The sequence below is a fragment of the Mesorhizobium newzealandense genome (genome assembly GCF_042682145.1).
GTDB lineage: Bacteria > Pseudomonadota > Alphaproteobacteria > Rhizobiales > Rhizobiaceae > Mesorhizobium > Mesorhizobium newzealandense.
Genome location: NZ_JBHUGZ010000006.1, coordinates 22,993 through 43,524, shown reverse-complemented (window position 1 = coordinate 43,524; position 20,532 = coordinate 22,993). Strand labels below are relative to the sequence as shown.

Genomic DNA, 20,532 nt, shown 5'->3' with positions numbered 1-20,532 from the left:
AAACCGTTATTTTCGCCGAACCTTCGCGATCACTAAAGCGACCTGCCGCCTAACCGTGAGATAAATACCGCGTGATCAGGATTTCCATCGATGCCATGGGCGGCGATCACGGACCAGCCGTGGTCATTCCAGCGCTCATGACGGTCGCGACTCGCCGTCCCGACATCCGCTTCGTCATCTTTGGACGTGAAGAGTTGGTGCGCCCTGAACTGGCCAAATTCCCAAAGCTGGCCGAGGTCAGTGAGTTCTTCCATTGCGAGATCGCGGTCAGGATGGACGACAAGCCGAGCCAGGCACTGCGCCATGGCCGCTGGAAGTCGTCGATGTGGAAGGCCGTCGAAGCGGTCAAGGCAGGGTCGGCGGACGCCTGTGTCTCCGCCGGCAACACCGGCGCGCTGATGGCGATGTCGAAGTTCTGCCTGCGCACCATGGCCACCATCGATCGCCCGGCGATCGCCGCACTGTGGCCGACGACCCGTGGCGAAAGCGTGGTGCTCGACGTCGGCGCCACCATCGGAGCCGACGCGCATCAGCTGATTGATTTCGCAATTCTCGGCACCGGCATGGCGCGCTCCGTCTTCGGCGTCGCGCGACCGACTGTCGGCCTGCTCAACGTCGGTGTCGAGGAGATCAAGGGCCAGGAAGAGGTCAAGGAAGCGGGACGCATGCTGCGCGAGGCCAACATGGCCTCGATGAATTATCATGGCTTTGTCGAAGGCGACGATATCGGCAAGGGTACGGTCGACGTCGTGGTGACGGAGGGCTTCGCCGGCAATATCGCCCTGAAGACGGCGGAAGGCACGGCGCGCCAGATAGCGGGTTATCTGCGCGCCGCGATGAGCCGCACCCTGATGGCCAGGATCGGCTATGTCTTCGCCAAGGGCGCCTTCGATCGCCTGCGCGAAAAGATGGATGTCGGCCGTTCCAATGGCGGCGTCTTCCTGGGGCTGAACGGAATCGTGGTGAAGAGCCATGGTGGTGCCGATTCGGACGGTTTCGCCGCGGCGATCGAGCTTGCCTACGACATGGTGCGCAACAATCTGCTTGACCGCATCGAGGCCGACCTCGATCTGTTTCATGCGCGCAACCCGCATGCCCTGACATCTAGGAAATCCGACGTCGTTATCGACGCAAAGGAATAGGAAAGAACTTTGATCAGATCAGTCGTGCGCGGCACGGGCGCCGCGCTGCCCCGCCGAATCATGAAGAATGCCGATTTCGAAGGCATGGTGGAAACCTCCGACGAGTGGATCGCCCAGCGCACAGGCATCCGCCAGCGCCATATCGCCGGTGATGACGAGACGACGGCCTCGCTGGGGGAAGCAGCGGCGCGTGCCGCACTTGCCAATGCCGGCCTGACGCCTGCCGACATCGATCTGATCGTGCTGGCGACCTCGACGCCCAACAACACCTTTCCGGCCACCGCCGTCGAGATCCAGAACCGGCTCGGCATGCATCACGGCTTTGCCTTCGACCTGCAGGCGGTCTGCTCTGGCTTCGTCTATGCGGTAGCCACCGCCGACCTCTACATCCGCGGCGGCCTCGCCAAGCGCGTCCTGGTGATCGGCTCGGAAACATTCTCGCGCATCCTCGACTGGAGCGACCGTTCGACCTGCGTGCTGTTCGGCGATGGCGCCGGTGCCCTGGTCCTGGAGGCAGGCGAGGGGACTGGCTCGATCGCCGACCGTGGCGTCCTGGCGGCCAGCCTGCGCTCCGACGGTGCGCACAAGGACAAGCTCTTTGTCGACGGCGGGCCGTCGACCACGGGCACGGTCGGCCAGCTCAGGATGGAGGGCCGCGAAGTCTTCAAGCATGCGGTGGGCATGATCACCGACGTCATCGAGGCGACGTTCTCGCAGGCCGGCATATCAGCCGATGATCTCGACTGGTTCGTGCCGCACCAGGCCAATAAACGAATTATTGACGCTTCGGCCAGGAAGCTCGGGATAGCGGAGCAAAAGGTGGTGGTGACGGTCGATTTGCACGGTAACACCTCGGCTGCTTCGGTGCCTCTGGCGCTTGCGGTGGCCGTCGCCGACGGCCGCATCAAGAAGGGCGATCTCGTGCTTCTTGAGGCGATGGGTGGCGGCTTCACCTGGGGTGCTGTCCTGGTTCGCTGGTAAGTGCCAAACGGTCCGGTTTCGGTCCTTGACCTTGCCGGATCAATTACTTAGGCTCTGCCGTTGTTGTGCCGATTTTATGTTTTGAACTGATGGGACGGTCGCATGGGGGGAAAGACACTTACGCGCGCCGACCTTGCCGAGGCAGTTTACCGGAAGGTCGGCTTGTCGCGCACTGAATCGGCTGAACTCGTCGAAGCGGTGCTCGACGAAATCTGCGAAGCGATCGTCCGCGGCGAGACGGTGAAGCTGTCGTCCTTCGCGACATTCCACGTCCGCTCCAAGAACGAGCGCATTGGCCGCAATCCAAAGACCGGCGAAGAGGTGCCGATTCTGCCGCGCCGGGTGATGACGTTCAAGTCGTCGAACGTGCTCAAGAGCCGTATCTTGCGGTCCCATCAAAGCGGCAAGGCCAAAAGCGGCAAGTAGCCTCGTTCACCTGCGCGGTTGAAAACCGGCGCGCGCCATGACGCCGGGCTTGAATATTGCTTCACAAACCGCTGAAATAAGACCCGATTCGGTAGGTTAGACCGGATCATCGTCCAGCGTGAGGATTCGCCCATGGACAAGAGCCCCGACGCCTTTCGTACCATCAGCGAGGTCGCCGAAGATCTCGACCTGCCGCAGCATGTGCTGCGCTTCTGGGAAACGCGTTTCAACCAGATCAAGCCGATGAAGCGTGGTGGCGGCCGTCGTTACTACCGGCCGCAGGATGTCGAACTGATCAAGGGCATCCGCCATATGCTCTACGACCAGGGCTACACCATCAAGGGCGTGCAGAAGCTGCTGCGCGAGAACGGCAATCATTTCCTGGTCGCCATCGGCAATGGCGACATGGCTGCTGTCGAGGCGATCTCGCAGCGACGGCAGGCCGATCAGGTGCCGCTGACCCCTGCAGCCCAGCCGCGCGGCATGGATGACGAACTGGTTGGCCAGCCGCGTGTCAAACCCAGCCGCCGCTTTTTCGGCCTGGGCAAGAGCGATGAGGACGGTCCGGTGCAGGCGGACGCTTCGAAACTCTCGCGCGACAATCGCGCCTTGCTGCAGGAGGCGCTGTTCGACCTCCTGGAATGCAAGCGCCTGCTCGACCAGGTGCGCTGACCGCTCCGCACGGAGCGACTTGGAGCAATTCCAGGAAAAGTGTGAAACGGTTTTCCGTCCGGAATTGCGTCAAACCGCTCTGGTGTCTCGAAAACCGGAACCGGTCTTCCGGTGAGGCGTTACGTTTCCTTCTGCATAGCAAGGAAACACGTCATGGCATCATTTTCGACCCTCTCGGACATCGACCTGGACAAGCAGGTCGCGGCTCTCACCAGGGAATTGGCCGGCTTGAAGAAGGCGGTGTCCAGACGGGGCGGCGCTTACTACGAAGACGGTCGCGATGCTGCGCTCGACACCTATTCCGATCTTGCGGGGCGTCTGCGGGACGCGGTGCCGGCCATCCGCAAGCAGGGCAGGGTGATCGAGAAATCGGCCCGCGATCATCCGGCGGCGGCTGCCGCTGTCGGCCTTGTGGTGGTCGGTCTCGTTGCCAGCCTGCTGTTCAGCCGGCGCTAGCCCTCGGGCCTTGGCCGTCATCGGGAATACGCCGTCACAGGGATAACCCAGCCTTGTAGGCCAAGCCTGATCCGGTGGAGCGCGCCGGCCGGCAACATCCCTTTGCCGTATCGCGATTTGTCCTGGCGTAAGATTTCGCGAGCGCATCGGAGTCGGATTTACGCCGAGATCTGGACCAGCGCGGTGATTTCGACAGCGCCTGAGCCGTGTCGCGCTCGCATCGCATTGCCAAGAGAAGACGAGCCTTGAACAAGAAGCCAAGGCCGGCCTTCTCGTTGGCAGTCTGGTATGCTTATGCCTTCTTCATCGTCACGTGGTGGTGATGATGATGGTAGTGATGGCGGTGATGGACGGGATGGTACGGATGATGATGGTGGTGACGATGATGCTTTACCATCGGAGCCGCATCCGCGCTCGTCGCGCCGATCACCGGCACGGTGAAAGCAAGCGCAACTGCAAGCCCGAGGGCCGAGAGAAGGGACTTCTTCATGGATCGTTTCCTTTTTTAGCGGGCCGATTTGAATCGGTTCGATGATCCGATCGCCGCGAGTGGAATTACGCTCCTGAATTTTTTCCTCGGTATTTCCCGATTGTAGAATTTTGTTTCTGGACTGTTTCTACGGAACCGGGCTTCCGCCACCATCATCGCCGAGGCCGAGAAGCCGCGCTCTTGCGCCTGTTTTGCCTACATCGGCGGAACCACGCCATTGTTTCCCACCACCACGCGGCCGGAACTCAGCGTGCCGTCAGCCTCACGCTGGGCGGTAACGAAGACCGTCGCACCTGGCTTGAGGTCGGCCGGCGTGGCCGGCGCGAAGGTCACGACAGGTGTGGTGTCGGGTATCGCGATCTTCTTCGTCTGCCCATTATCATAGGTCAGCGTGACTGCTTTACCGTTGACATCGGTGACGTCGGCAACGGTGCCGTTGGTCATGCGGCTGTTTGGCTGCAGGTCCCAGGGGCGGTCGCCCTCACCAGTGCCTTTCAAAGCGGCCGGAAAGACCACCACCTCGAGCGCGCCACTGCCGCCATCCGCCTTCGATACGGAGGCGATGCCGAGGAAATCGCCTTGCTTGATGTCCTTCACGGATGCATTGGCGACGCCTGAAATCTTCCAGCCGGCATTGAGCTTGATCGCAGATGTATCACCCTGGCGGGTTTTCACGGTGAGCAGCGAAGGCTCGAAACTGGCCACTGTGCCGCGCACGCGCAGTATATCCGCCGCTTGAGCAGCGCCTGCACCGGCAGCGGAAAGGCTGGAAATCGTGCCGAGCACGACGATGAGTGTCTTCAAGTTCATTACAGAGATCCTTCCGGGAACGGGCTGGCTGGAACCGGATGGTTTCATGCCAGCGACCTCGGGATAACGAACGGGCGGGGCGAAACTGCCGAACAAAAGGCGATTGGACGGTCAAAACAACTTGATCGCTACGTGTGCGCGATCCGGCCGCGCAAGCCGCCTGGTTCACGATCCCGTGACGGTCAGATTGGGACTTGGCAAATCGCCGGCGAGCGGGCATCTTCCCGGTCGTCTCAGGCAACAACGTCATTTGATCAAACTCTTTCAGCCCACGGAGTTGCCAATGCCCCAAAATGCAAAACGCGAAGCCCTCTCCGAACCGTTAGCCAATGAGATCGGGCCAGATTACAACACCCTCAGAGCGATGCGGGAAACCCGCGGCTACAGTGTGGAAAAGCTTTCCCTGACATGCGGTCTGGCCGCCGACGAGATTGAAGATATCGAGAGCGGCAAAGTGACCGATCCGTCGAAGCTGCGTCGTATTGTGTCCGCGCTTCGACTTCCCCAGGACGCTTTGATCGCTTCGGCTGTGCACACGCCGGCCGCGCAAGGTCGATCCCTGGCATAGATCAACATCGGGCATGCCCGACAACCCGCCAAGGGTAACCTTGGCGGGTTTGTTTTTGTTGGTGCCGCAGCCTTTCTGCCCAGCCTGGGACTTGCCGATTTGTGAACCGCACGTGTTTATACGCACGGCGAACCGATCCGCTGCCAATCACGGCCGCCGTCCAAAAAATCTTGAACCGTGGGTTTTCGATATGAGCCTGGAATCCGTTCGTGCCTTCTTTGCCGCTCACGCGCCCGACATCGATGTTATCGTGACGGATGCAAGCTCGGCGACGGTGGCACTGGCGGCAGGGGCGCATGGCGTGCTGCCGGCGCAGATTGCCAAGACGATCTGCCTGCGCGTCGGCGACCGCACCATGCTGGTGGTGACCAGCGGCATCGCCAGGCTGGACAACCGCAAGTTCAAGGACCAGTTCGGCGGCAAGCCGCGCATGCTCGACGCCGCTGAGGTTGTCGAAGCAACCAGCCATCCAGTCGGCGGTGTCTGCCCGTTCGGCCTGCCGGCGCCGCTACCGGTCTATTGCGACGTGTCGCTGCGCGATTTCGACGAGGTCGTGCCTGCCGCCGGCGCCACCAACGCCGCCGTGCGGCTCAGCCCCCAGCGCATGGTCGACCTCACCGGTGCCGAATGGGTCGATGTCTGCCAAGGGTAGGTTGGAGGCTCGCCGACAGCCACGATGGCATCGGCGCGATAGTCGCCGAATTTCGGTTGACCCGAGCGGGGTTATCACGATACATCGCGACCGGTCCGGAGTGTAGCGCAGCCCGGTAGCGCACTTGACTGGGGGTCAAGGGGTCGTCGGTTCGAATCCGGCCACTCCGACCAAACAAAAACAAGGACTTGCCCCCAAAAGTCCGATCCCACTTTTCCCTCAGTTTCCAGCCAGGGTAACTTTAAGGGTAACAAAAAGGCCCGCCACCCAGGGAACAGGCAGCGGGCGCTAGTTCGGGAGGAGTCGGGCAGTCCCCTTTGCCCGTCAACAACGGTACGCCTCGCATAGCTGGATAATAAGCTCGCGCCGGTTGAAGCTCTGCATATTCAAGCTGCGTGACTTTTCTGCCACAAGATAGAGAAAGCCCGCCACCGTGAGGCCAGCGCGTGTGCCAGCGCGTGGTGCGTCGCGCCCGCGATTTCGCGCCTCGATTCTTAGTTTAGAGAATGTTAAATTAGCAATGCTGAAGCAAAAGAGAGAGGGAGGCCTTTATGCGTGCATTTCCAGTTTTTCTGTTAGGGGCGGTTCTGACCAGTTTTGCTTGTGGCTCTGCATGGGCAGACAAGCTGCCGAAGGATGCAGTCGAATTAACCGCAGACGAGGTCAAGGCGATATATTCAGGCAAGACCGGGTTTTATATCGTCTCCAACATATACTATGCACCTGACGGCACAACCAAAGGAATATTTGGAAAACCTAAGATAACGACAACTTTTAGGGGCACTTGGAGCGTAAGTGGTAATGAGATTTGCGCCAAGAACAAGGCAAAGGGTGACCCGAAAATCTACACTGATTGCAACAAATTTTGGCGTTCCGGGAAAAAAGTTTATGACCTTTGGACTGTCCACTATGATGGTTCAAAACCGGATCTGAAGGGTGGATATGCTACCGACACGCTGAAGCTATTTAAGAATGGCGATTCAGTGTCGAAAAAATACGCTGCTTCGGGCGGGGAATGACTGGAGCGTGTTGGAGCGCGCAAGGATAAGCCCGCCACCGAAGCAGCGGGCCAATCCTGCAAATTTGCCGGTTTATCAGGCTCGGCGTCGCTCCGCTGAGATGGTGTAAGCGACCGGCATCTCTCTGGGAAATTCGCGCGGCGCGCCGACCACCCGCCCCATGACGTTGACCGTTTGCCCAATGTCGGCCTTGGTATAGGTTATGCACCCGACGCGGAACGCCTCGGCGCCGGGGCGGATGAATTTTCCATCTTGGTCTTTCCCGGTTTTCGACCAGCGACCCATCATCGGAGTGCCGCCTAGCAATTGCCAGACGATCAAGCAGTCATCTTCGAGTGCGGCGAAGGGATCGATGGTCAGCAGCTCCTTGGCATACTTGGTGTCCATGACGTTGCCGCCGATCACGTCGGTGAAGGCCATGACATCGAAACAGAACTTGCCGGCCATCGTGTGGGCGATCACCTTTGCGAGCGGCGCGGTCATGACTGCACCAGAACTTCCTGCGACTTCAGATCATCGCCCCACATGACCGTTTCGCTGAAGTTGTCAGGCTCTGTGTCGCCGCCTTCCTCGTCGTCGCAGTTGTCGAGCTCCAGATCATCGAGGCAGCCAAGGGACGGCTCGTCGTCTGCGGTTTCCTCCAGATCGCAGTCGGCTTCCATCAGATCCAGCGCTGTTATCAGGCTCATGGCGCGGTCAACGCGGTCAAGAAGGTCATTAAGACGCTTCTCGACAGACTGGCGCCATTGGCGCGGGTCCATCCCTTTCGGCATCCCAAGGGGCTTCAGTGTCTTGATATGAGCGTTCATTTGCCGAACTCCCTCTCAAGGTTGTCCAGCACGCGGGCGCCAGCGTCATGCAGGGCGTTCGATGTCTTCAGAAGCACATAGGCGAGGCTGCAGCGCGCAAGGCGTGTCCGTAGGGCTGCTGCGGCCAGTAGCAGGCATATGGCGAGGTAGGTCATGACGGCCTCCGCTGGACGAGCAGGATGTGGCCGGAAAACCTTCCGATGATTGCTATCGCACCGCGCGAGCGATCCTGAGATGGTCAGTACGCGATCTTGCAAGCGCCGCAGGCATCGCCTTTACAACCGTGCATAGGTTCGAGAGCACGGGGGTTGCGACCGAGACGACCAAGGCAAAGATTGTCGCCGCCTATGCTGCGCACAATGTCGACATCACGAATGGTGAAGGCACTGGTGCGAGGCTCAGGAAGGCCACCCAGGTCGACGGCGGCATCGTTGGCAATGGCTGACAAGCTTTTCCAAACCGCAATCCATGAAGCCGGCCATGCCGTTGTCGGCCGCGCTCTCGGTGTGCCTTGTGGCGAGGTCACGGTAGAAGCTGAAACACCCGACGATCTTGGCCATCATGCTCGATCCACGCTTTCACTGGGAACGGGGCGACGGCGCCAAACGTCCGATTGTTGAAGCCTTTTGCATCGCGCTCTATGCCGGCGCTGAAGCTGAGCGGATCATTCTTGGAACGTCCGACGTCGGCGAGAGTGTTGATTGCGAGCGCGCAACGGCCTGCCTCGCTTGGCTGGGATTACGCGGTGCCTCATATGTTGGCGACGATGTCTTTGACCGCCACGAAGCTCGCCTAAGAGCGAAGGCGCGTTTAGCAGTCATCCAACACCGGGGAGCGATTGAACGCGTTGCTGCGGCTCTCGTAGAGCATCTGAGCCTACGCGCTTTTGCTTAGATACCGTCGCAAGAAATTTGACTTCGACATACTGCCAATTGGGAAATGATTGCCATGAGCCCGGGGGTCCGCGATCACACCATAGGCGTCTGCATGTCGATTATATTAGCTTGTGCTTTCGGACATTTCCGCCTGGGCCGGCGTCCCTTACATCCCAACACCCTGCCCAACGGCGCGCCGCGGGAAGTGAGGAAGCATGGGCAACTTAGGCGTATGGCTCGTACTCGCTACGGCGACCATGGCGATCCTTTACCTGTTGTCGTATGTCTCGATCAGGATGTAGGGCAGCCGCGCCCGGCCGCGCCTTATAGGGAAATGGCCGGTGCGGCCTTGGGGCTATCTTGGGGATGCGAAAGCCGCACCGGTCCGCGATGTTTAGCCCGCGCCTATCAAGTACATCAAAAGGCCCAAAACAGCAGCCAGTGAGGCACCACCTATGAGCAGTGACCGACGCCGCCGTTTGACGCGGGGGATCGGCTTCTTCGCCTTGGCAGCAGCCTCCTCGATAGCCTTGGCAAACTGCGCGGCCTTGGCAGCCTTCGCGGCCCTGGCAGCATCATAGGCGCTATAGAGGCGCCGGCCGTCCTCTCCGAACCGATCGCTATTAGGATAGGCCTTCTTGGACCCCTTCGGCATCACTACCCCATCTCCGTCAAGGTATGTTAGCAATCCCTTGCTTTTGGAAAAGAGCAGGATCATGCAAAGGGCGGCGGTCCTTCGGTAGCCGAAGGACTGGCAAGCTGCAAATCGACCATGTAGCGCTAGGCCTAACGCCGCTTGCGGGCAAGCGCGGGCCGATCAGATGGTGCGTTCCCCAGCATCGCCGCCGCAAGTGCATAGTTCTGGAGCGCAACGGCGCGGTGCGTCAGCCCTTCTTCATCGCCTCTGTACGCACATTAGCTGACTCGGACCGATCGGTTGTTTGTTGGCTTCCGGGAGGAATCTCCTCCGTCTGCTGTTCGATGTTTTTTCGTCGCCCATAGACAAGCCTAAATACGAGCGCGAAATACCCGACCTGTAACAAAACAGCGGCGATGATGCCCCAGGCAATAGCCTTCCAGATGGACCCCGTGTCGAGATAGGCCCAAGCCGCGACGACGACAGACGTCGTCAGCATTCCCACCAGAAACTGCGGAAAATACATCGCCCCCAACCGCTTGCCGTTCCCCAACGCCCCGTTCAAAATCACATTATTTTAGCAAGTGCGCAAGTATCGCAGTCCGAGCGGCTCCGCGTGCTTGTCTTGCTCGACGAGATTGCCGCTGCTGCGGTAGGTCCGCCGCCCCATTTGCGAAGCGACGGAACCTCACCCCAGCCCCGTATTTGTCAATGCAAGTTCGGTGCCAGGCGTAGTGACCCATTGCGGGGCACATGGGCCTTATGCGATCGAAAGTGGGCTTAACATTTAATCAATACGCCTAATTTAGCGTATTCTAATGCGTTTCTCGATTCTGCTTTTTGGGTGGGCGGCCTTCTTTGGTTGGGACTTTGCCGCAAACCAAGGCGAATTCACCATTGGCCTCGGTATGCGAGTTGCCCACCTAATCCACCTGTCTGGGCTTATGTAACGATAAATCGAGCCGGCGCCGGATGTGCTCTGAGGTTCTCAGCAATAAAACCCGCCGCCCCATTCACGGCAGCGGCGGGCGTCCCTAGGGATAAACGGGACTTGCTGGGGTGTTGGTTTGCCCCTGCTGACTAATGAACTATTAGAGGTCTCTAATGTTCCATTGCATCGCCTGCTGTGGCTGAATTGGGTGCGACCGCCCTCCGGGATCATCTCTATGGCGCGCACTTCGGACTAGTCGTGAGAGTTGATCGGGTATGTTCTTTTCGTTCCGTATCGGCGGAGGGACAGCCGCATGCGTGGTCTCATTGGCAGCTTGCTCATTTGTCGCGGCTAGCCAGGCGGCCTTTCGTTTTTTCAAAGGTTGGGATCACTGCTGCCCCCAAGGGGAGTCGACTTGCGTTTGCACTCGACTGGCGCGATGCTTGATCTGCTTGGATGGTCTCGGAATCTCGGGCGGGGGAGCCAAACAGTGTGCAGCAATTGCGACGGTGAAGGGGTCGGCCGCAGGGATTTCCTCAAAGTCGGCGCGGGGCTCCTTGCGATCGGTCTTGGCGGTGCTTCCTGGTCGGCGCGCGCGGCGGAGAGTGCTGCGCCGGCACTGTCCCCCGATGCATCGCTCGCCGCGCTGAAAGCCGGCAACGAGCTTTATGTCAGCCACCCGGAGCTCTGCTCGATCGACCTTGCCGCGGAGCGGAACGCTGTCGCCGGGCATCAGGCGCCGTGGGCCACGATCATCAGTTGCGCCGACAGCCGCGTTCCGCCGGAGCTGATCTTCGGCGGCCATGGCGTTGGCGAACTGTTCGTCGCCCGGAATGCTGGCAACCTGGTCGACACCGCCACGCTTGGCACGGTCGAGTATGGCGCGGCGGTTCTCGGCTCTCCCTTGATCGTCGTCCTCGCGCACACAAGCTGCGGCGCCGTCAAGGCGGCGTGCGACGTGGTCACGAAAAGCGCGACCTATCCCGGCGCCATCGGGCCGATGATTGAACCGATCCTGCCCGCGGCGATCTCGGCGCGGAACGAAGCGGGCGATTTCGTCGACAACACGGCCAGGGAGAGCGCACGCAGGACCGCGAGGCGCCTGACGGCGTCGAGCAAGGTGTTGGCTGGTCTCACCGGGTCGCAGAAGCTGAAGATCGTCGCGGCGATCTATGATCTCAAGACGGGCGTGGTGAGCTACATCGAGTGACAGGCTTTCCCGGCCGGCGAGCGTTTGCCCTGGCCGCCTACAGCGCCGCGGCTGGGTAGCGCCTAAATCCGCTTGAAGTCGCGCGACGTCGATTAGCGTGCACTTAATTAGTTCTGAGAAATTTTAACGAATCGTTGACCGCGCTGTCCCAGAATAGGACGGCGCGGTCAAACCCCAACCGGACTGCGCAGGCGGCTCCGGCACTCAGCGCCCGCCCACTGTCGGAGCCGCTACTCACACTCCCTAATATACCAGCGATGGTTGAATCAACTGTTACCGCAGGTGGTTTCCAGTGCGCTGTTCCAGTCGTTAGACTTTGATGGAATACGGGTTGTGGGTGCCGAGATTAAGCCCCGCCCCACAACTTGAAGCCGGCCGAGCGTGATCGATCATGCCACCGGGGGCTTGAATTCGATCTCAAAGAGGAACGGTGACTGATTGGTAGTGCCAGGGTAACTGCGGCAATCTCGGCTGGCTTCGTTAGAACCCAGTGAGTGCGGCGGCGCGGATTGGTGTGCTATATCATTGCGAGATTGGCCTGCGCTTTTCTTGAAAGGTCGGAAAAGGAGGTTGACGTGAAGATCAGGACGACAACACACAATCACCCCGGAGAACCGGGCGTCATTCTGCTGGACCAGTCATTGCAAAACATGATCGTGGCGACCGACATTCGCGATGGCGCTACGACGCTGTTCGGGACAGTAAATCTGCAGGTGAATTATTCCGGGCAGTACGACATCAGAGTCGAACTATCGCCAGGGGAACTCACGCAGATCTACCAGCTACTGGTCAAAAACCTGCTCGAGAAAATAAAGGAACTTACGAGTGCTCAAGATCCTTGACGCTCGCAAACCAACCGCCTTCCATAACTCGCTTTCCACCTTGGGCTTGAACCGGATCCGACCGCAACAGCCGCTGATGGCGGTATTCCAGCGCGATGGCGCCCCAGATCAGCCCGAGCAGCAGATAGACATGGCGCCAGTGGTCGATGTCGATGAAGGTGCCGAGCCCGATATTGCCGATGAAGGCGACATAGGCGCACAGCAGATAGGGCTGCCACGGCCGGTCACGCAGCAGGATGCGGAATCCGGCCGATATCGTCCAGGCGACGAGCGTCAGGAACGACACGAAGCCGAGCCAGCCATAGTCCATCAGCATCTTCAGCCAGATGTCGTGGGTGTCTTCGCCGAAGATCGTGCCGAAGACCAGCGGGCCGATGCCGAACGGGTGCTCGAGCGCCATCTGGAAGCCGATCGCGTAGCGGGCGAAGCGGCCGAGGCGGGCGGTGTCGTAGCTCTGCTCGAGATGGGCGCGGTTGGAAAACATCTCCGACACGCCGGGCAGCTGCAGGATGACGATCATGGCGACGACCAGCAGTGACAGCGCGGCGATCGTCATCACCACCACACGCAGCCGGAACATGCCGCTGGCGCTCTGCAGGAACAGGCAGCCGGTGAGCAGGACGGCCGAGACGGCGAACATGCCCCACGCGCCGCGCGAGAAGGAGAAGAAGATGCCGGCGGTGATGATCAGCAGCGGCACCGCCAGCAGCGGCATGCGTGGGATCGGTCCGGTCAAGAGCAGATAGAGCAGATAGATGCCGGGCAGCACCAGGAACGGGCCGAACACATTCGGATCCTGGAAGGCGCCGGCGGCGCGGTCGTATTTGGTGAACATCTCCGCGCCCGGAAAGGCGTGGAAATAGCCCGCTATGCCGAGCAGCGAGGTGATCACCGCCGACACGACATAGGCGAAGAAGATCAGCCGGTAGAGGCTGGGTTGCACCGCGGTCACCGAGGCGAAGAACACCGCGGTGAAGGCGAGAAACAGCGAGACGGCGAGATAGAGCGGCGTGTTGGCCAGATCCGCCATCTGCGTCATCGCCATCATGCCACCGATGTTCATCGTCACCAGCAGCACCAGCAGCGGCATTGCCGCGCGCGACACCCTGAGGCCGAAGAGAGCCCAGATGGCGATCAGCCCGGCCATGTAGAGTTCATAGGGCGCCGGTTCGCTGATGACGAAACCGGACAGGAATATGCCGAGGAAGACCGCGCCCGAGGAAATCAGCGCGATCAGCTTGGCATTGACCGCGGCCTGCGGCAGCTCGTGGGAAATCGCGCTCAATAGGCGTTTTCCGTGTTCAAGAGCCGGATCGGCGTCAGGAACAGGATCCGCAAGTCGAACAGCAGCGACCAGTTCTCGATGTAATAGAGGTCATACTCCGTCCGCATGCGGATCTTCTCGTTGGTGTCCATCTCGCCGCGCCAGCCATTGATCTGCGCCCAGCCGGTGACGCCGGGCTTGACCTTGTGACGCGCGAAATAGCCGTCGACCACTTCGTTGTAGAGAAGGTTGTGCGATTGCGCGGCGATGGCGTGCGGGCGCGGCCCTACCAGCGAAAGCGAACCGAGCAGCGAGTTGAAGAACTGCGGCAGCTCGTCGATCGAGGTCTTGCGGATGAACCGGCCGACGCGGGTGACGCGCGGGTCGTTCTTGGTCACCGTCTGCTTGGCGGTTGGGTCGGACTTGTCAGTATACATCGAGCGGAACTTGTAGACCTCGATGATCTCGTTGTTGAAACCGTGCCGCTTCTGGTGAAACAGCACTGGCCCCTTGCTGTCCAGCTTGATGGCAATCGCGGTGGCCAGCATCACCGGCGAGAACACGACGATGCCGATCAGGCTGAAGACGATATCGAAGGCGCGCTTGGCGACCGAATCCCAGTCGTTGATCGGCTTGTCGAAGATATCGAGCATCGGCACCGAGCCGATGTAGGAATAGGCGCGCGGGCGAAATTGCAGCGCGTTGGAATGCGCCGACAGCCGGATGTCGACCGGCAACACCCACAGCTTCTTCAACAGCTGCAAGACGCGCGATTCGGCGGTCAGCGGCAGCGACACGATCAGCATGTCGATGCGGGCGATGCGGGCGAACTCGATCAGTTCCGAAATGGTGCCGAGCTTGGGATAGCCGGCGACGATGGGCGGTGAGCGCTTGTCGCCGCGATCGTCGAAGATGCCGCAGATGCGGATATCGTTGTATGGCTGCTTTTCGACTGAGCGGATCAGGATCTCAGCCGCCTTGCCACCGCCGACGATGACGGCGCGCCGCTCCATGCGGCCATCGCGCGCCCAGCGCCGGATCACCTTCGACATCACCAGCCTGAGGCCGAAGAGGAGGACGAAACCGACGACGAACCACGTCCCGAACAGCAGGCGTGAATAGTCTTCCGACATCTTCATGACGAACGCCGTCAGCGCCATCAGGGCGAAAGTGCCGGCCCAGACCAGGAGCACGCGGCCGAAATTGGCGATGGGCCGCATCAGGGCCACGATCTGATAGCAGTCGGTGACGTCGAGCAGCACCACGGCAAGGAACGACGAGGCGGCGATCGTCAGCGGATATTGCCAGGCCAGATAGTTGAAGAACCCTACATAGTGGAAATAGACGGCGAGCCCGGACAGGAACAGCAAGCCGAATTCGACCATGCGCAGGACGCCACTGACCATGATCGGCGACATGGTATCGCGCCTGTACTGCGAAGCGACCTGGCGGGCGACATCGTTCATGCCGCCGGGCGTGTCGCCGTCGGCCGGGCCGTCGAATTTCCGCACCGCCTCTGCTGAAAAGCGGCGCGCGGGGTCGATCTCGTTCATGGGGCTTTCCGCAAGCTTCCCTACGGTGAATAGCAAAAGAGAGCTAAGAAACCCTTGAAACAACGAGTGGCTTTGAAACGGCTTGGGCTTGAGGCCTATCTATCGAGCGCGGCGAAGTAGGCCTTCTCGATGTTGGCGGCCATCACATCGGCCCCAAAGCGTGCCTTGAGGCTGGCCTCATCGGGCATCAGTCTGCCATAGGCGGCGGGGTCGGCCAGCGCCTGGCGCATCCTGTCGGCTAGCTCTACCGGGTCGGGCCGGATCAAGGCGGGGGAGCCGGTGCCGAAGATCTCTGGTATGCCGCCGACGGAGGTGGCGATCATCGGTTTTCCCGCGGCAAGCGTTTCCAGGACGATGTAGGGCATGGCTTCGGCGCGCGAGGGAACGATGACCAGCCCGGCCAGCGCGAAGGCTTCCCTGGCCGGCATCGGCGGCAGGAAGCGGACATGGCTCTCAAGCCCGAGTCGCTTCACCTGGGCATGGTAGCGGGGCAGGTCGTCGCCGTCGCCGACCATCACCGCGGTAATCGCCCGGCCGATCCGCGAGCCGGCGCTGGCCAGCGCATCGATGAAGATGTCGGGTCCCTTCAGGTCGCGCATCATGCCGATATAGAGCAGATCGGCTGCGTCGGACTTGCTCGACACCGGCTTGAACTCCACGGCGCGCAGGCCGTTGTAGACCAGGGTGTTGGGAATCGGCGGCTCCCCGACCTTGCGGCGATAGGTTCGCCTTTCGTAGTCGGAAACAAACAGCAGGTAATCGGTGAAGCGCGCCATGAAGCGCTCGAGCGCGAAGAACAGCTTTCCGGTGGTCGTGTTCTCGTCATAGTGGAGGGAGCCGCCGTGCGGCGAATAAAGGCGGGCTACGCGAGACCTTGATACCCGCAACAATGAGCCGAACAGACGGGCATAGGCGCCACCCTTGGCGCCGTGCCCGTGCAACACGTCCGGCCGCAAATCCTTGATGATCCTGTACGTGTGCCAGGCCGACGCGAGGTCGCCCGGGCCGACATGGCGCTGCATCGGCGTGCGATGGATGCCGAGCGCCAACATATCCTTCATCTGCTCGAATAGGCGTTCCTCGAACTCGCCGCCGGTGGTCGAATCGCAGACGATGCCGACGGAATGCCCGGCGGCGACCTGCGCCTCGGTCAGGTCGCGCACATGCCGGAAAATTCCTCCGACGGGTGAGCGAAAGCAGTGGACGATCCTGAGGTTGTCCGCCACGTGGTTCGTCAGAACAGGCGTTCGCGGACGTAGACGGTATCGCCGGGCAGCAGCGGGTCGGACGTGACCACGCGGCCGGTCATCACCTTGCCGTTGATGTCGCGGGTGATGTCGACGCTTTCCTGGTTGGCGCGCGGCGTGAAACCGCCGGCAATGGCGATTGCCTTCTGCACCGTCAGGCCGGGGACATAGGAATACTGACCGGCGGCGCCCACTTCGCCCATGACGAAGATCGGCCGGTAGCGGTCGATCTCGACCGAAACGTCGGGATCGCGCAGATAGCCTTGCCGCAATTTGTCGGCGATTTCCTTCTCCATCTGCTGGGCGGTGTGGCCGCGCGCCGGTATGGCGCCGACAAGCGGGAAGGAGAGGTAGCCGGATTGGTCGACGCTGTAGGTGTTGGTCAGCCCGTCCTGCTCGAACACGGTGACGCGGACGCGGTCGCCGGCCCCAAGACGATAGGGCTGGTCGAGCACCTCGTGGAAGGCCGCCGGTGTCGGCCGATAGCTGGAGCAGCCGGCGAGCATCGATACGGCAAGCAGCGCGCGAAACAGGGAAGCAGTGCTTTTCATGACCGGACAGGTACCTTCGACTGGCCGCTGCAGCGTCGCAGCAAACTCTAGGATCGAGGTCGTTATCATCCTGTTAGGGTTAATGGCCGGTAAAGGGAGCCGCCGGCACATGGCGCATCGGCAGGAGTTTTTTCGATTTTTGGCGGTTTTGTTTATCGCTCGCCAGTAAACCCTAACGCGAACTTACCCGCCATCTTAACGGCTGAGTTACCATAGTTGTTTACGGTGTGTCCTGACCCAGTATCGGAGTAGGGATGCATGTCCGTTCAGTCCGCGGCCGCAGATGTCGACGTCGATCTCAGGCAGCTCTTCGCCAGCCTGGCGAGGAACTGGCTGCGCATCCTTATCGTGGCGCTGGTGGTGACCGGCGCGGCTTTCGCGTTCGCCTCGCTAGCCACGCGTCATTACAAGGCTCAGACGCAGGTTGAGATTGCTCCGCGTGAATCCGTTTATACGCGGCCGGCCAGCAACAACGACACCGACAAGCCGATTCTCGATGAACAGGGCGTTGCCACTCAGGTCCAGATTATTTCCTCCAACGAAATCCTCAAGCAGGTCGCGCAAAAGCTCAATCTGGAAAAGCTGCCCGAGTTCGACGATGCGCTCGACATGTCGCCGTTGAGCCGCGCTCTTGTCCTCGTCGGCTTGAAGAGCGACCCGATGGAAATTCCGACGGAAGAACGCGTCCTCAAGAAAATGCATGAGAAGCTCAACGTCTATGGTGTCGAGAAGACCCGCATCATTGCCATCGAGTTCTCATCGGAAGATCCCAAGCTCGCGGCCGCCGTACCAGACGCCATTGCTGCCGCCTATATTGCGGGACAAGGGGCTGCCAAGCTCGAATCGAACAATGCCGCCGCTGACTTTCTTGCACCGGAGATCGCCGCCCTGCAGCAGCAGGTGAAGGATGCCGAGGCCAAGGTTGCCACCTACCGTGCGCAATCCGACCTTCTGATGGGCGGCAACAATTCGGTGCTTGCCACGCAGCAGCTTTCCGAACTGTCGAGCGAGCTGATGCGTGTGCGCGCCAACCGCGCCTCGGCGGAAGCGACCGCCGACAGCGTGCGCAAGGCGCTGCAGGGTGGCGGTTCGCTCGATGCCGTGCCTGAAGTCTTGTCTTCCGACCTGATCCAGCGCCTGCGCGAGCGGCAGGTTGAGCTCAGGGCCAACATTGCCGATCTTTCCACCACCTTGCTCGACAACCATCCGCGCATCCGGGCGTTGAAGTCTCAGCTTGTCGACCTCGACGGCCAGATCCGCAACGAGGCGCAAAAACTCATGAAGGGTCTGATGACCCAGGCGCAGACCGCGCAGGCTCGTGAGAACCAGCTCGTCGCCGACGTCAACACACTGAAGGCCGCATCGGCACGCGCCGGCGAACAGCAGGTCGAACTTGATGCCTTGCAGCGCGATGCGACCGCCAAGCGCCAGCAGCTCGAATCGTACCAGGCCAACTACCTCAGCGCGGCGTCGCGCAAGGACCGCAACTATCTGCCCGTCGATGCCCGGGTGGTCTCCCTGGCCCAGGTTCCGTCCGAGCCCTATTTCCCGAAGGTTCTGCCGATCGTCGGTGCGGCTTTCGTCGCATCGTTGCTGGTCATGGCCATCGTGACGCTTCTGCGGGAGCTGTTTTCCGGCCGCGCGATGCGGCCGGCGACCGGTTCCCGCTTCGAACGCATCGATGAGGTTGCGATGCCGGTTGTCCGCCAGGAGAACACCGTCCTCCAGAACCCCTTCATTCGCCAGGACCCCGTTGCTCGCCAGGAGATGGGAGAACGTTCGGCAGAAGCCGAGGCGGATCCCTACGCATCTTCGATGCCCTATAAGGCCGAGGCGCCTGACAGGGTCGCGATGCCCGATGCGGCGACAGCGCAGGAGACGGCTGTCGAGGCCGAACCGGCTCGTTCCACCCTGGGTGAGATTGATGTCGAGAAGGCTGCCGAAAAGCTGATCGCCAGCGGTGCGGCGCGCGCCATATTCGTCTCGCCGGAGGGCGACGAGGCAGCCGCGTCCGCGGTCCTAGTGGCACGCGAGGTCGCGGACGCCGGCCTGCGCGTCCTGTTGCTCGACCTTACCGCTTCGGGGGCCGCCTCGCGGCCGATGCTGGACAGCGGCCTTTTCCCGGGCATCACCAACTTGCTCGCTTCGGAAGCGCAGTTCAGCGACGTCATCCACGCCGATCTCTACTCGGACTGTCACGTCATTCCCGTCGGCACCGCCGATCCGGTCCGCGCCATGCGCGCCGCCGACCGGCTGCCGATCATCATGCAGTCGCTGACCACAGCCTATGATCTGGTCGTGGTCGAGTGCGGGCCGGCCGACGCGCAAGGCATCGGCCGTCTGGCCGGTGACGCCACCGAGGTGTTCCTGTCCATGCTGGAGCCGGATGATGAAGTGACGCAGGCCGCGGTCAAGCTCATCGAAAGCGGCTATCCCGACTTGACGCTGGTGACGCCGCTCGGCCACGAACCGCCCGGCAATCCGGTGCCGGGACGGCGCTCGGCGGCCTGAAAGAGTCCGCAAACCCGCGGCGGAAGCCTCTCGAGCTCTGCCTGGTTCTACCCTAATTCCAGGGTCGTCACGCCGAACAACCGCTGCAGGCCGAGCCCCGGGGGCGGTCCCTTGTACATGCGGGTGGTGCTGAAGGTCGGCGCAAAGCCGGCCGCCTCGAGCGCCGCAATGAAACCGGTGTTCTCGGCGGGAACGTCGATGTGCAGGTCGCCGCCCTCGCAGGCGCCCACCAGTCCGTCCAGCAGCTGCAACGCCGTGTCGGTGCTGTCGGCAAACAACGGGCCGATCTTGAAACCTGAGCGGCACGGCCGAGCCACGGCATAGCCGGTGGTGCCGCGCGAACTGATCGCCGCCAGTCCGTGATGCGGCGCCTGCAGCCATCGCTGCAGGAAGGCTCGCCGGGGTGCCGGAAAACAATACGCGTCATAGGCGATGATGTCGGGCACGAGCTGGGTCGTTACCGTACGCAATCCGTCGACCCTGACCGCCGGGCCCGCCGCGCGGCCGCTGTAGCGGATGGTCTCGTAGACCGGCCTGAAGCCCTTGCGCCGGTAATTGACCTGCTGTTCGGCGACGCCGTCGAGGCCGATGGTCCTGCCCGCAAGCCTGTTCATGCCGGCGGTCCACACCGCCTTGCCGTAACCTTTGCCGCGCTTGTCCGGCCGGCAGATGTAGAGGCCGATGAAACCGAATTCGCGTCCATAAGCCACTGCCGAGATTGCCGCGACCATTTCGTTGCCGACAAAGGCACCGATGAAGCCCGAGGGGTCCGCAGCCTGGAACATCGCCGCGTCTTCGAGGCCGGGGTTCCAGCCTTCTCCCGCTGCCCAGTCAATGAGAACCGCCAGTTCGTGCAGCGACAGTGTGCGGATGGTTGGCTTCATTC

Annotated in this window: 25 protein-coding genes and 1 tRNA gene; 14 read left to right on the top strand and 12 right to left on the bottom strand. The window is 61.3% G+C overall.

Translation table 11 applies throughout. From position 1 onward, the window contains the following. The first annotated feature begins 71 nt into the window (after positions 1-71). The 5 genes from plsX to ACFSOZ_RS08195 all read left to right on the top strand — a co-directional run bounded on the left by plsX (position 72) and on the right by ACFSOZ_RS08195 (position 3,677). Positions 72-1,142 carry a phosphate acyltransferase PlsX gene (gene plsX / locus ACFSOZ_RS08215; RefSeq protein WP_379095802.1) on the top strand — a complete coding sequence of 357 codons (1,071 nt, stop codon included), beginning with the start codon at positions 72-74 and terminating at the stop codon, positions 1,140-1,142. 9 nt (positions 1,143-1,151) lie between these two features. Continuing rightward, positions 1,152-2,123 (top strand): beta-ketoacyl-ACP synthase III, encoded by a 972-nt coding sequence (locus ACFSOZ_RS08210; protein WP_379095799.1) that lies wholly within the window; start codon positions 1,152-1,154, stop codon positions 2,121-2,123. A gap of 102 nt (positions 2,124-2,225) precedes the next feature. Next, positions 2,226-2,549, top strand: coding sequence for an integration host factor subunit alpha (locus ACFSOZ_RS08205; protein WP_013532231.1), 324 nt, complete (start codon positions 2,226-2,228; stop codon positions 2,547-2,549). A gap of 132 nt (positions 2,550-2,681) precedes the next feature. Beyond that, complete coding sequence (locus ACFSOZ_RS08200) at positions 2,682-3,221, top strand: MerR family transcriptional regulator (protein ID WP_379095797.1); 540 nt, start codon at positions 2,682-2,684, stop codon at positions 3,219-3,221. Between the two features lie 153 nt (positions 3,222-3,374). Further along, positions 3,375-3,677, top strand: a complete 303-nt coding sequence (locus ACFSOZ_RS08195; RefSeq protein ID WP_379095794.1) for a hypothetical protein — start codon at positions 3,375-3,377, stop codon at positions 3,675-3,677. A 292-nt stretch (positions 3,678-3,969) separates the two neighbouring features. On the opposite strand, the gene ACFSOZ_RS08190 is transcribed toward ACFSOZ_RS08195, so the two are convergent. Continuing rightward, a complete protein-coding gene (locus tag ACFSOZ_RS08190) occupies positions 3,970-4,167 on the bottom strand; it encodes a hypothetical protein (RefSeq protein ID WP_379095791.1) in 198 nt (65 codons plus the stop codon). A gap of 195 nt (positions 4,168-4,362) precedes the next feature. Next, positions 4,363-4,977: a hypothetical protein gene (locus ACFSOZ_RS08185; protein WP_379095788.1), complete on the bottom strand. Its 615-nt coding sequence runs from the start codon at positions 4,975-4,977 to the stop codon at positions 4,363-4,365. Positions 4,978-5,260: 283 nt separating this feature from the next. On the opposite strand from ACFSOZ_RS08185, the gene ACFSOZ_RS08180 reads away from it, so the two are divergent. From ACFSOZ_RS08180 to ACFSOZ_RS08165, 4 genes are all read left to right on the top strand, one after another. Next, on the top strand, positions 5,261-5,545 hold the full coding sequence (locus ACFSOZ_RS08180) for a helix-turn-helix domain-containing protein (protein WP_379095785.1): 285 nt from the start codon (positions 5,261-5,263) through the stop codon (positions 5,543-5,545). A 190-nt stretch (positions 5,546-5,735) separates the two neighbouring features. After that, positions 5,736-6,197, top strand: a complete 462-nt coding sequence (locus ACFSOZ_RS08175; protein ID WP_379095782.1) for a YbaK/EbsC family protein — start codon at positions 5,736-5,738, stop codon at positions 6,195-6,197. Positions 6,198-6,293: 96 nt separating this feature from the next. Beyond that, positions 6,294-6,370: transfer RNA gene (locus ACFSOZ_RS08170), tRNA-Pro, on the top strand. Between the two features lie 378 nt (positions 6,371-6,748). Next, positions 6,749-7,216, top strand: a complete 468-nt coding sequence (locus tag ACFSOZ_RS08165) for a hypothetical protein (RefSeq protein WP_379095779.1) — start codon at positions 6,749-6,751, stop codon at positions 7,214-7,216. A 75-nt stretch (positions 7,217-7,291) separates the two neighbouring features. On the opposite strand, the gene ACFSOZ_RS08160 is transcribed toward ACFSOZ_RS08165, so the two are convergent. The 3 genes from ACFSOZ_RS08160 to ACFSOZ_RS08150 are packed head-to-tail and all read right to left on the bottom strand — an operon-like array spanning position 7,292 to position 8,180. Beyond that, positions 7,292-7,699 carry a hypothetical protein gene (locus ACFSOZ_RS08160; protein WP_379095776.1) on the bottom strand — a complete coding sequence of 136 codons (408 nt, stop codon included), beginning with the start codon at positions 7,697-7,699 and terminating at the stop codon, positions 7,292-7,294. Further along, the gene (locus ACFSOZ_RS08155; RefSeq protein WP_379095773.1) at positions 7,696-8,025 is read right to left on the bottom strand and encodes a hypothetical protein; all 330 of its coding nucleotides are present in this window, start codon (positions 8,023-8,025) and stop codon (positions 7,696-7,698) included. The genes ACFSOZ_RS08160 and ACFSOZ_RS08155 overlap by 4 nt, the downstream gene beginning before the upstream one ends. After that, entirely contained in the window at positions 8,022-8,180 is a 159-nt protein-coding gene (locus tag ACFSOZ_RS08150; protein WP_379095770.1) for a hypothetical protein, read from the bottom strand. The genes ACFSOZ_RS08155 and ACFSOZ_RS08150 overlap by 4 nt, the downstream gene beginning before the upstream one ends. 26 nt (positions 8,181-8,206) lie before the next feature. Between ACFSOZ_RS08150 and ACFSOZ_RS08145 the strand changes: the two genes are divergently transcribed. Together ACFSOZ_RS08145 and ACFSOZ_RS08140 are read left to right on the top strand one after the other, a co-directional pair. Further along, complete coding sequence (locus tag ACFSOZ_RS08145; protein WP_379095768.1) at positions 8,207-8,470, top strand: helix-turn-helix domain-containing protein; 264 nt, start codon at positions 8,207-8,209, stop codon at positions 8,468-8,470. 107 nt (positions 8,471-8,577) lie between these two features. After that, on the top strand, positions 8,578-8,919 hold the full coding sequence (locus ACFSOZ_RS08140; RefSeq protein WP_379095765.1) for a hypothetical protein: 342 nt from the start codon (positions 8,578-8,580) through the stop codon (positions 8,917-8,919). Between the two features lie 375 nt (positions 8,920-9,294). On the opposite strand, the gene ACFSOZ_RS08135 is transcribed toward ACFSOZ_RS08140, so the two are convergent. Next, a complete protein-coding gene (locus ACFSOZ_RS08135; RefSeq protein ID WP_379095763.1) occupies positions 9,295-9,618 on the bottom strand; it encodes a hypothetical protein in 324 nt (107 codons plus the stop codon). Between the two features lie 166 nt (positions 9,619-9,784). Further along, positions 9,785-10,090 (bottom strand): hypothetical protein, encoded by a 306-nt coding sequence (locus tag ACFSOZ_RS08130; protein ID WP_379095760.1) that lies wholly within the window; start codon positions 10,088-10,090, stop codon positions 9,785-9,787. Between the two features lie 817 nt (positions 10,091-10,907). Here ACFSOZ_RS08130 and ACFSOZ_RS08125 point away from each other — a divergent pair. Next, positions 10,908-11,678, top strand: coding sequence for a carbonic anhydrase (locus ACFSOZ_RS08125; RefSeq protein WP_379095757.1), 771 nt, complete (start codon positions 10,908-10,910; stop codon positions 11,676-11,678). A gap of 575 nt (positions 11,679-12,253) precedes the next feature. Further along, positions 12,254-12,520, top strand: coding sequence for a hypothetical protein (locus ACFSOZ_RS08120; RefSeq protein WP_379095755.1), 267 nt, complete (start codon positions 12,254-12,256; stop codon positions 12,518-12,520). Here the strand turns inward: ACFSOZ_RS08120 and ACFSOZ_RS08115 are convergent. The 4 genes from ACFSOZ_RS08115 to ACFSOZ_RS08100 all read right to left on the bottom strand — a co-directional run bounded on the left by ACFSOZ_RS08115 (position 12,498) and on the right by ACFSOZ_RS08100 (position 17,135). Further along, positions 12,498-13,805, bottom strand: coding sequence for an O-antigen ligase family protein (locus ACFSOZ_RS08115; RefSeq protein ID WP_379095752.1), 1,308 nt, complete (start codon positions 13,803-13,805; stop codon positions 12,498-12,500). The two genes, ACFSOZ_RS08120 and ACFSOZ_RS08115, sit on opposite strands and share 23 nt — an antisense overlap. Further along, positions 13,802-15,337, bottom strand: a complete 1,536-nt coding sequence (locus tag ACFSOZ_RS08110) for an undecaprenyl-phosphate glucose phosphotransferase (protein ID WP_379095749.1) — start codon at positions 15,335-15,337, stop codon at positions 13,802-13,804. The genes ACFSOZ_RS08115 and ACFSOZ_RS08110 overlap by 4 nt, the downstream gene beginning before the upstream one ends. A gap of 95 nt (positions 15,338-15,432) precedes the next feature. Further along, complete coding sequence (locus ACFSOZ_RS08105; RefSeq protein ID WP_379095746.1) at positions 15,433-16,563, bottom strand: glycosyltransferase family 4 protein; 1,131 nt, start codon at positions 16,561-16,563, stop codon at positions 15,433-15,435. An 8-nt stretch (positions 16,564-16,571) separates the two neighbouring features. After that, positions 16,572-17,135 carry a polysaccharide biosynthesis/export family protein gene (locus tag ACFSOZ_RS08100; protein WP_013532220.1) on the bottom strand — a complete coding sequence of 188 codons (564 nt, stop codon included), beginning with the start codon at positions 17,133-17,135 and terminating at the stop codon, positions 16,572-16,574. Between the two features lie 258 nt (positions 17,136-17,393). Here ACFSOZ_RS08100 and ACFSOZ_RS08095 point away from each other — a divergent pair, with 258 nt between their 5' ends. Further along, entirely contained in the window at positions 17,394-19,646 is a 2,253-nt protein-coding gene (locus ACFSOZ_RS08095) for a GumC family protein (protein WP_379095744.1), read from the top strand. A gap of 47 nt (positions 19,647-19,693) precedes the next feature. Here ACFSOZ_RS08095 and ACFSOZ_RS08090 read toward each other — a convergent pair whose 3' ends face one another. Continuing rightward, positions 19,694-20,530, bottom strand: a complete 837-nt coding sequence (locus ACFSOZ_RS08090) for a GNAT family N-acetyltransferase (protein WP_379095741.1) — start codon at positions 20,528-20,530, stop codon at positions 19,694-19,696. Between the last annotated feature and the right edge of the window lie 2 nt (positions 20,531-20,532).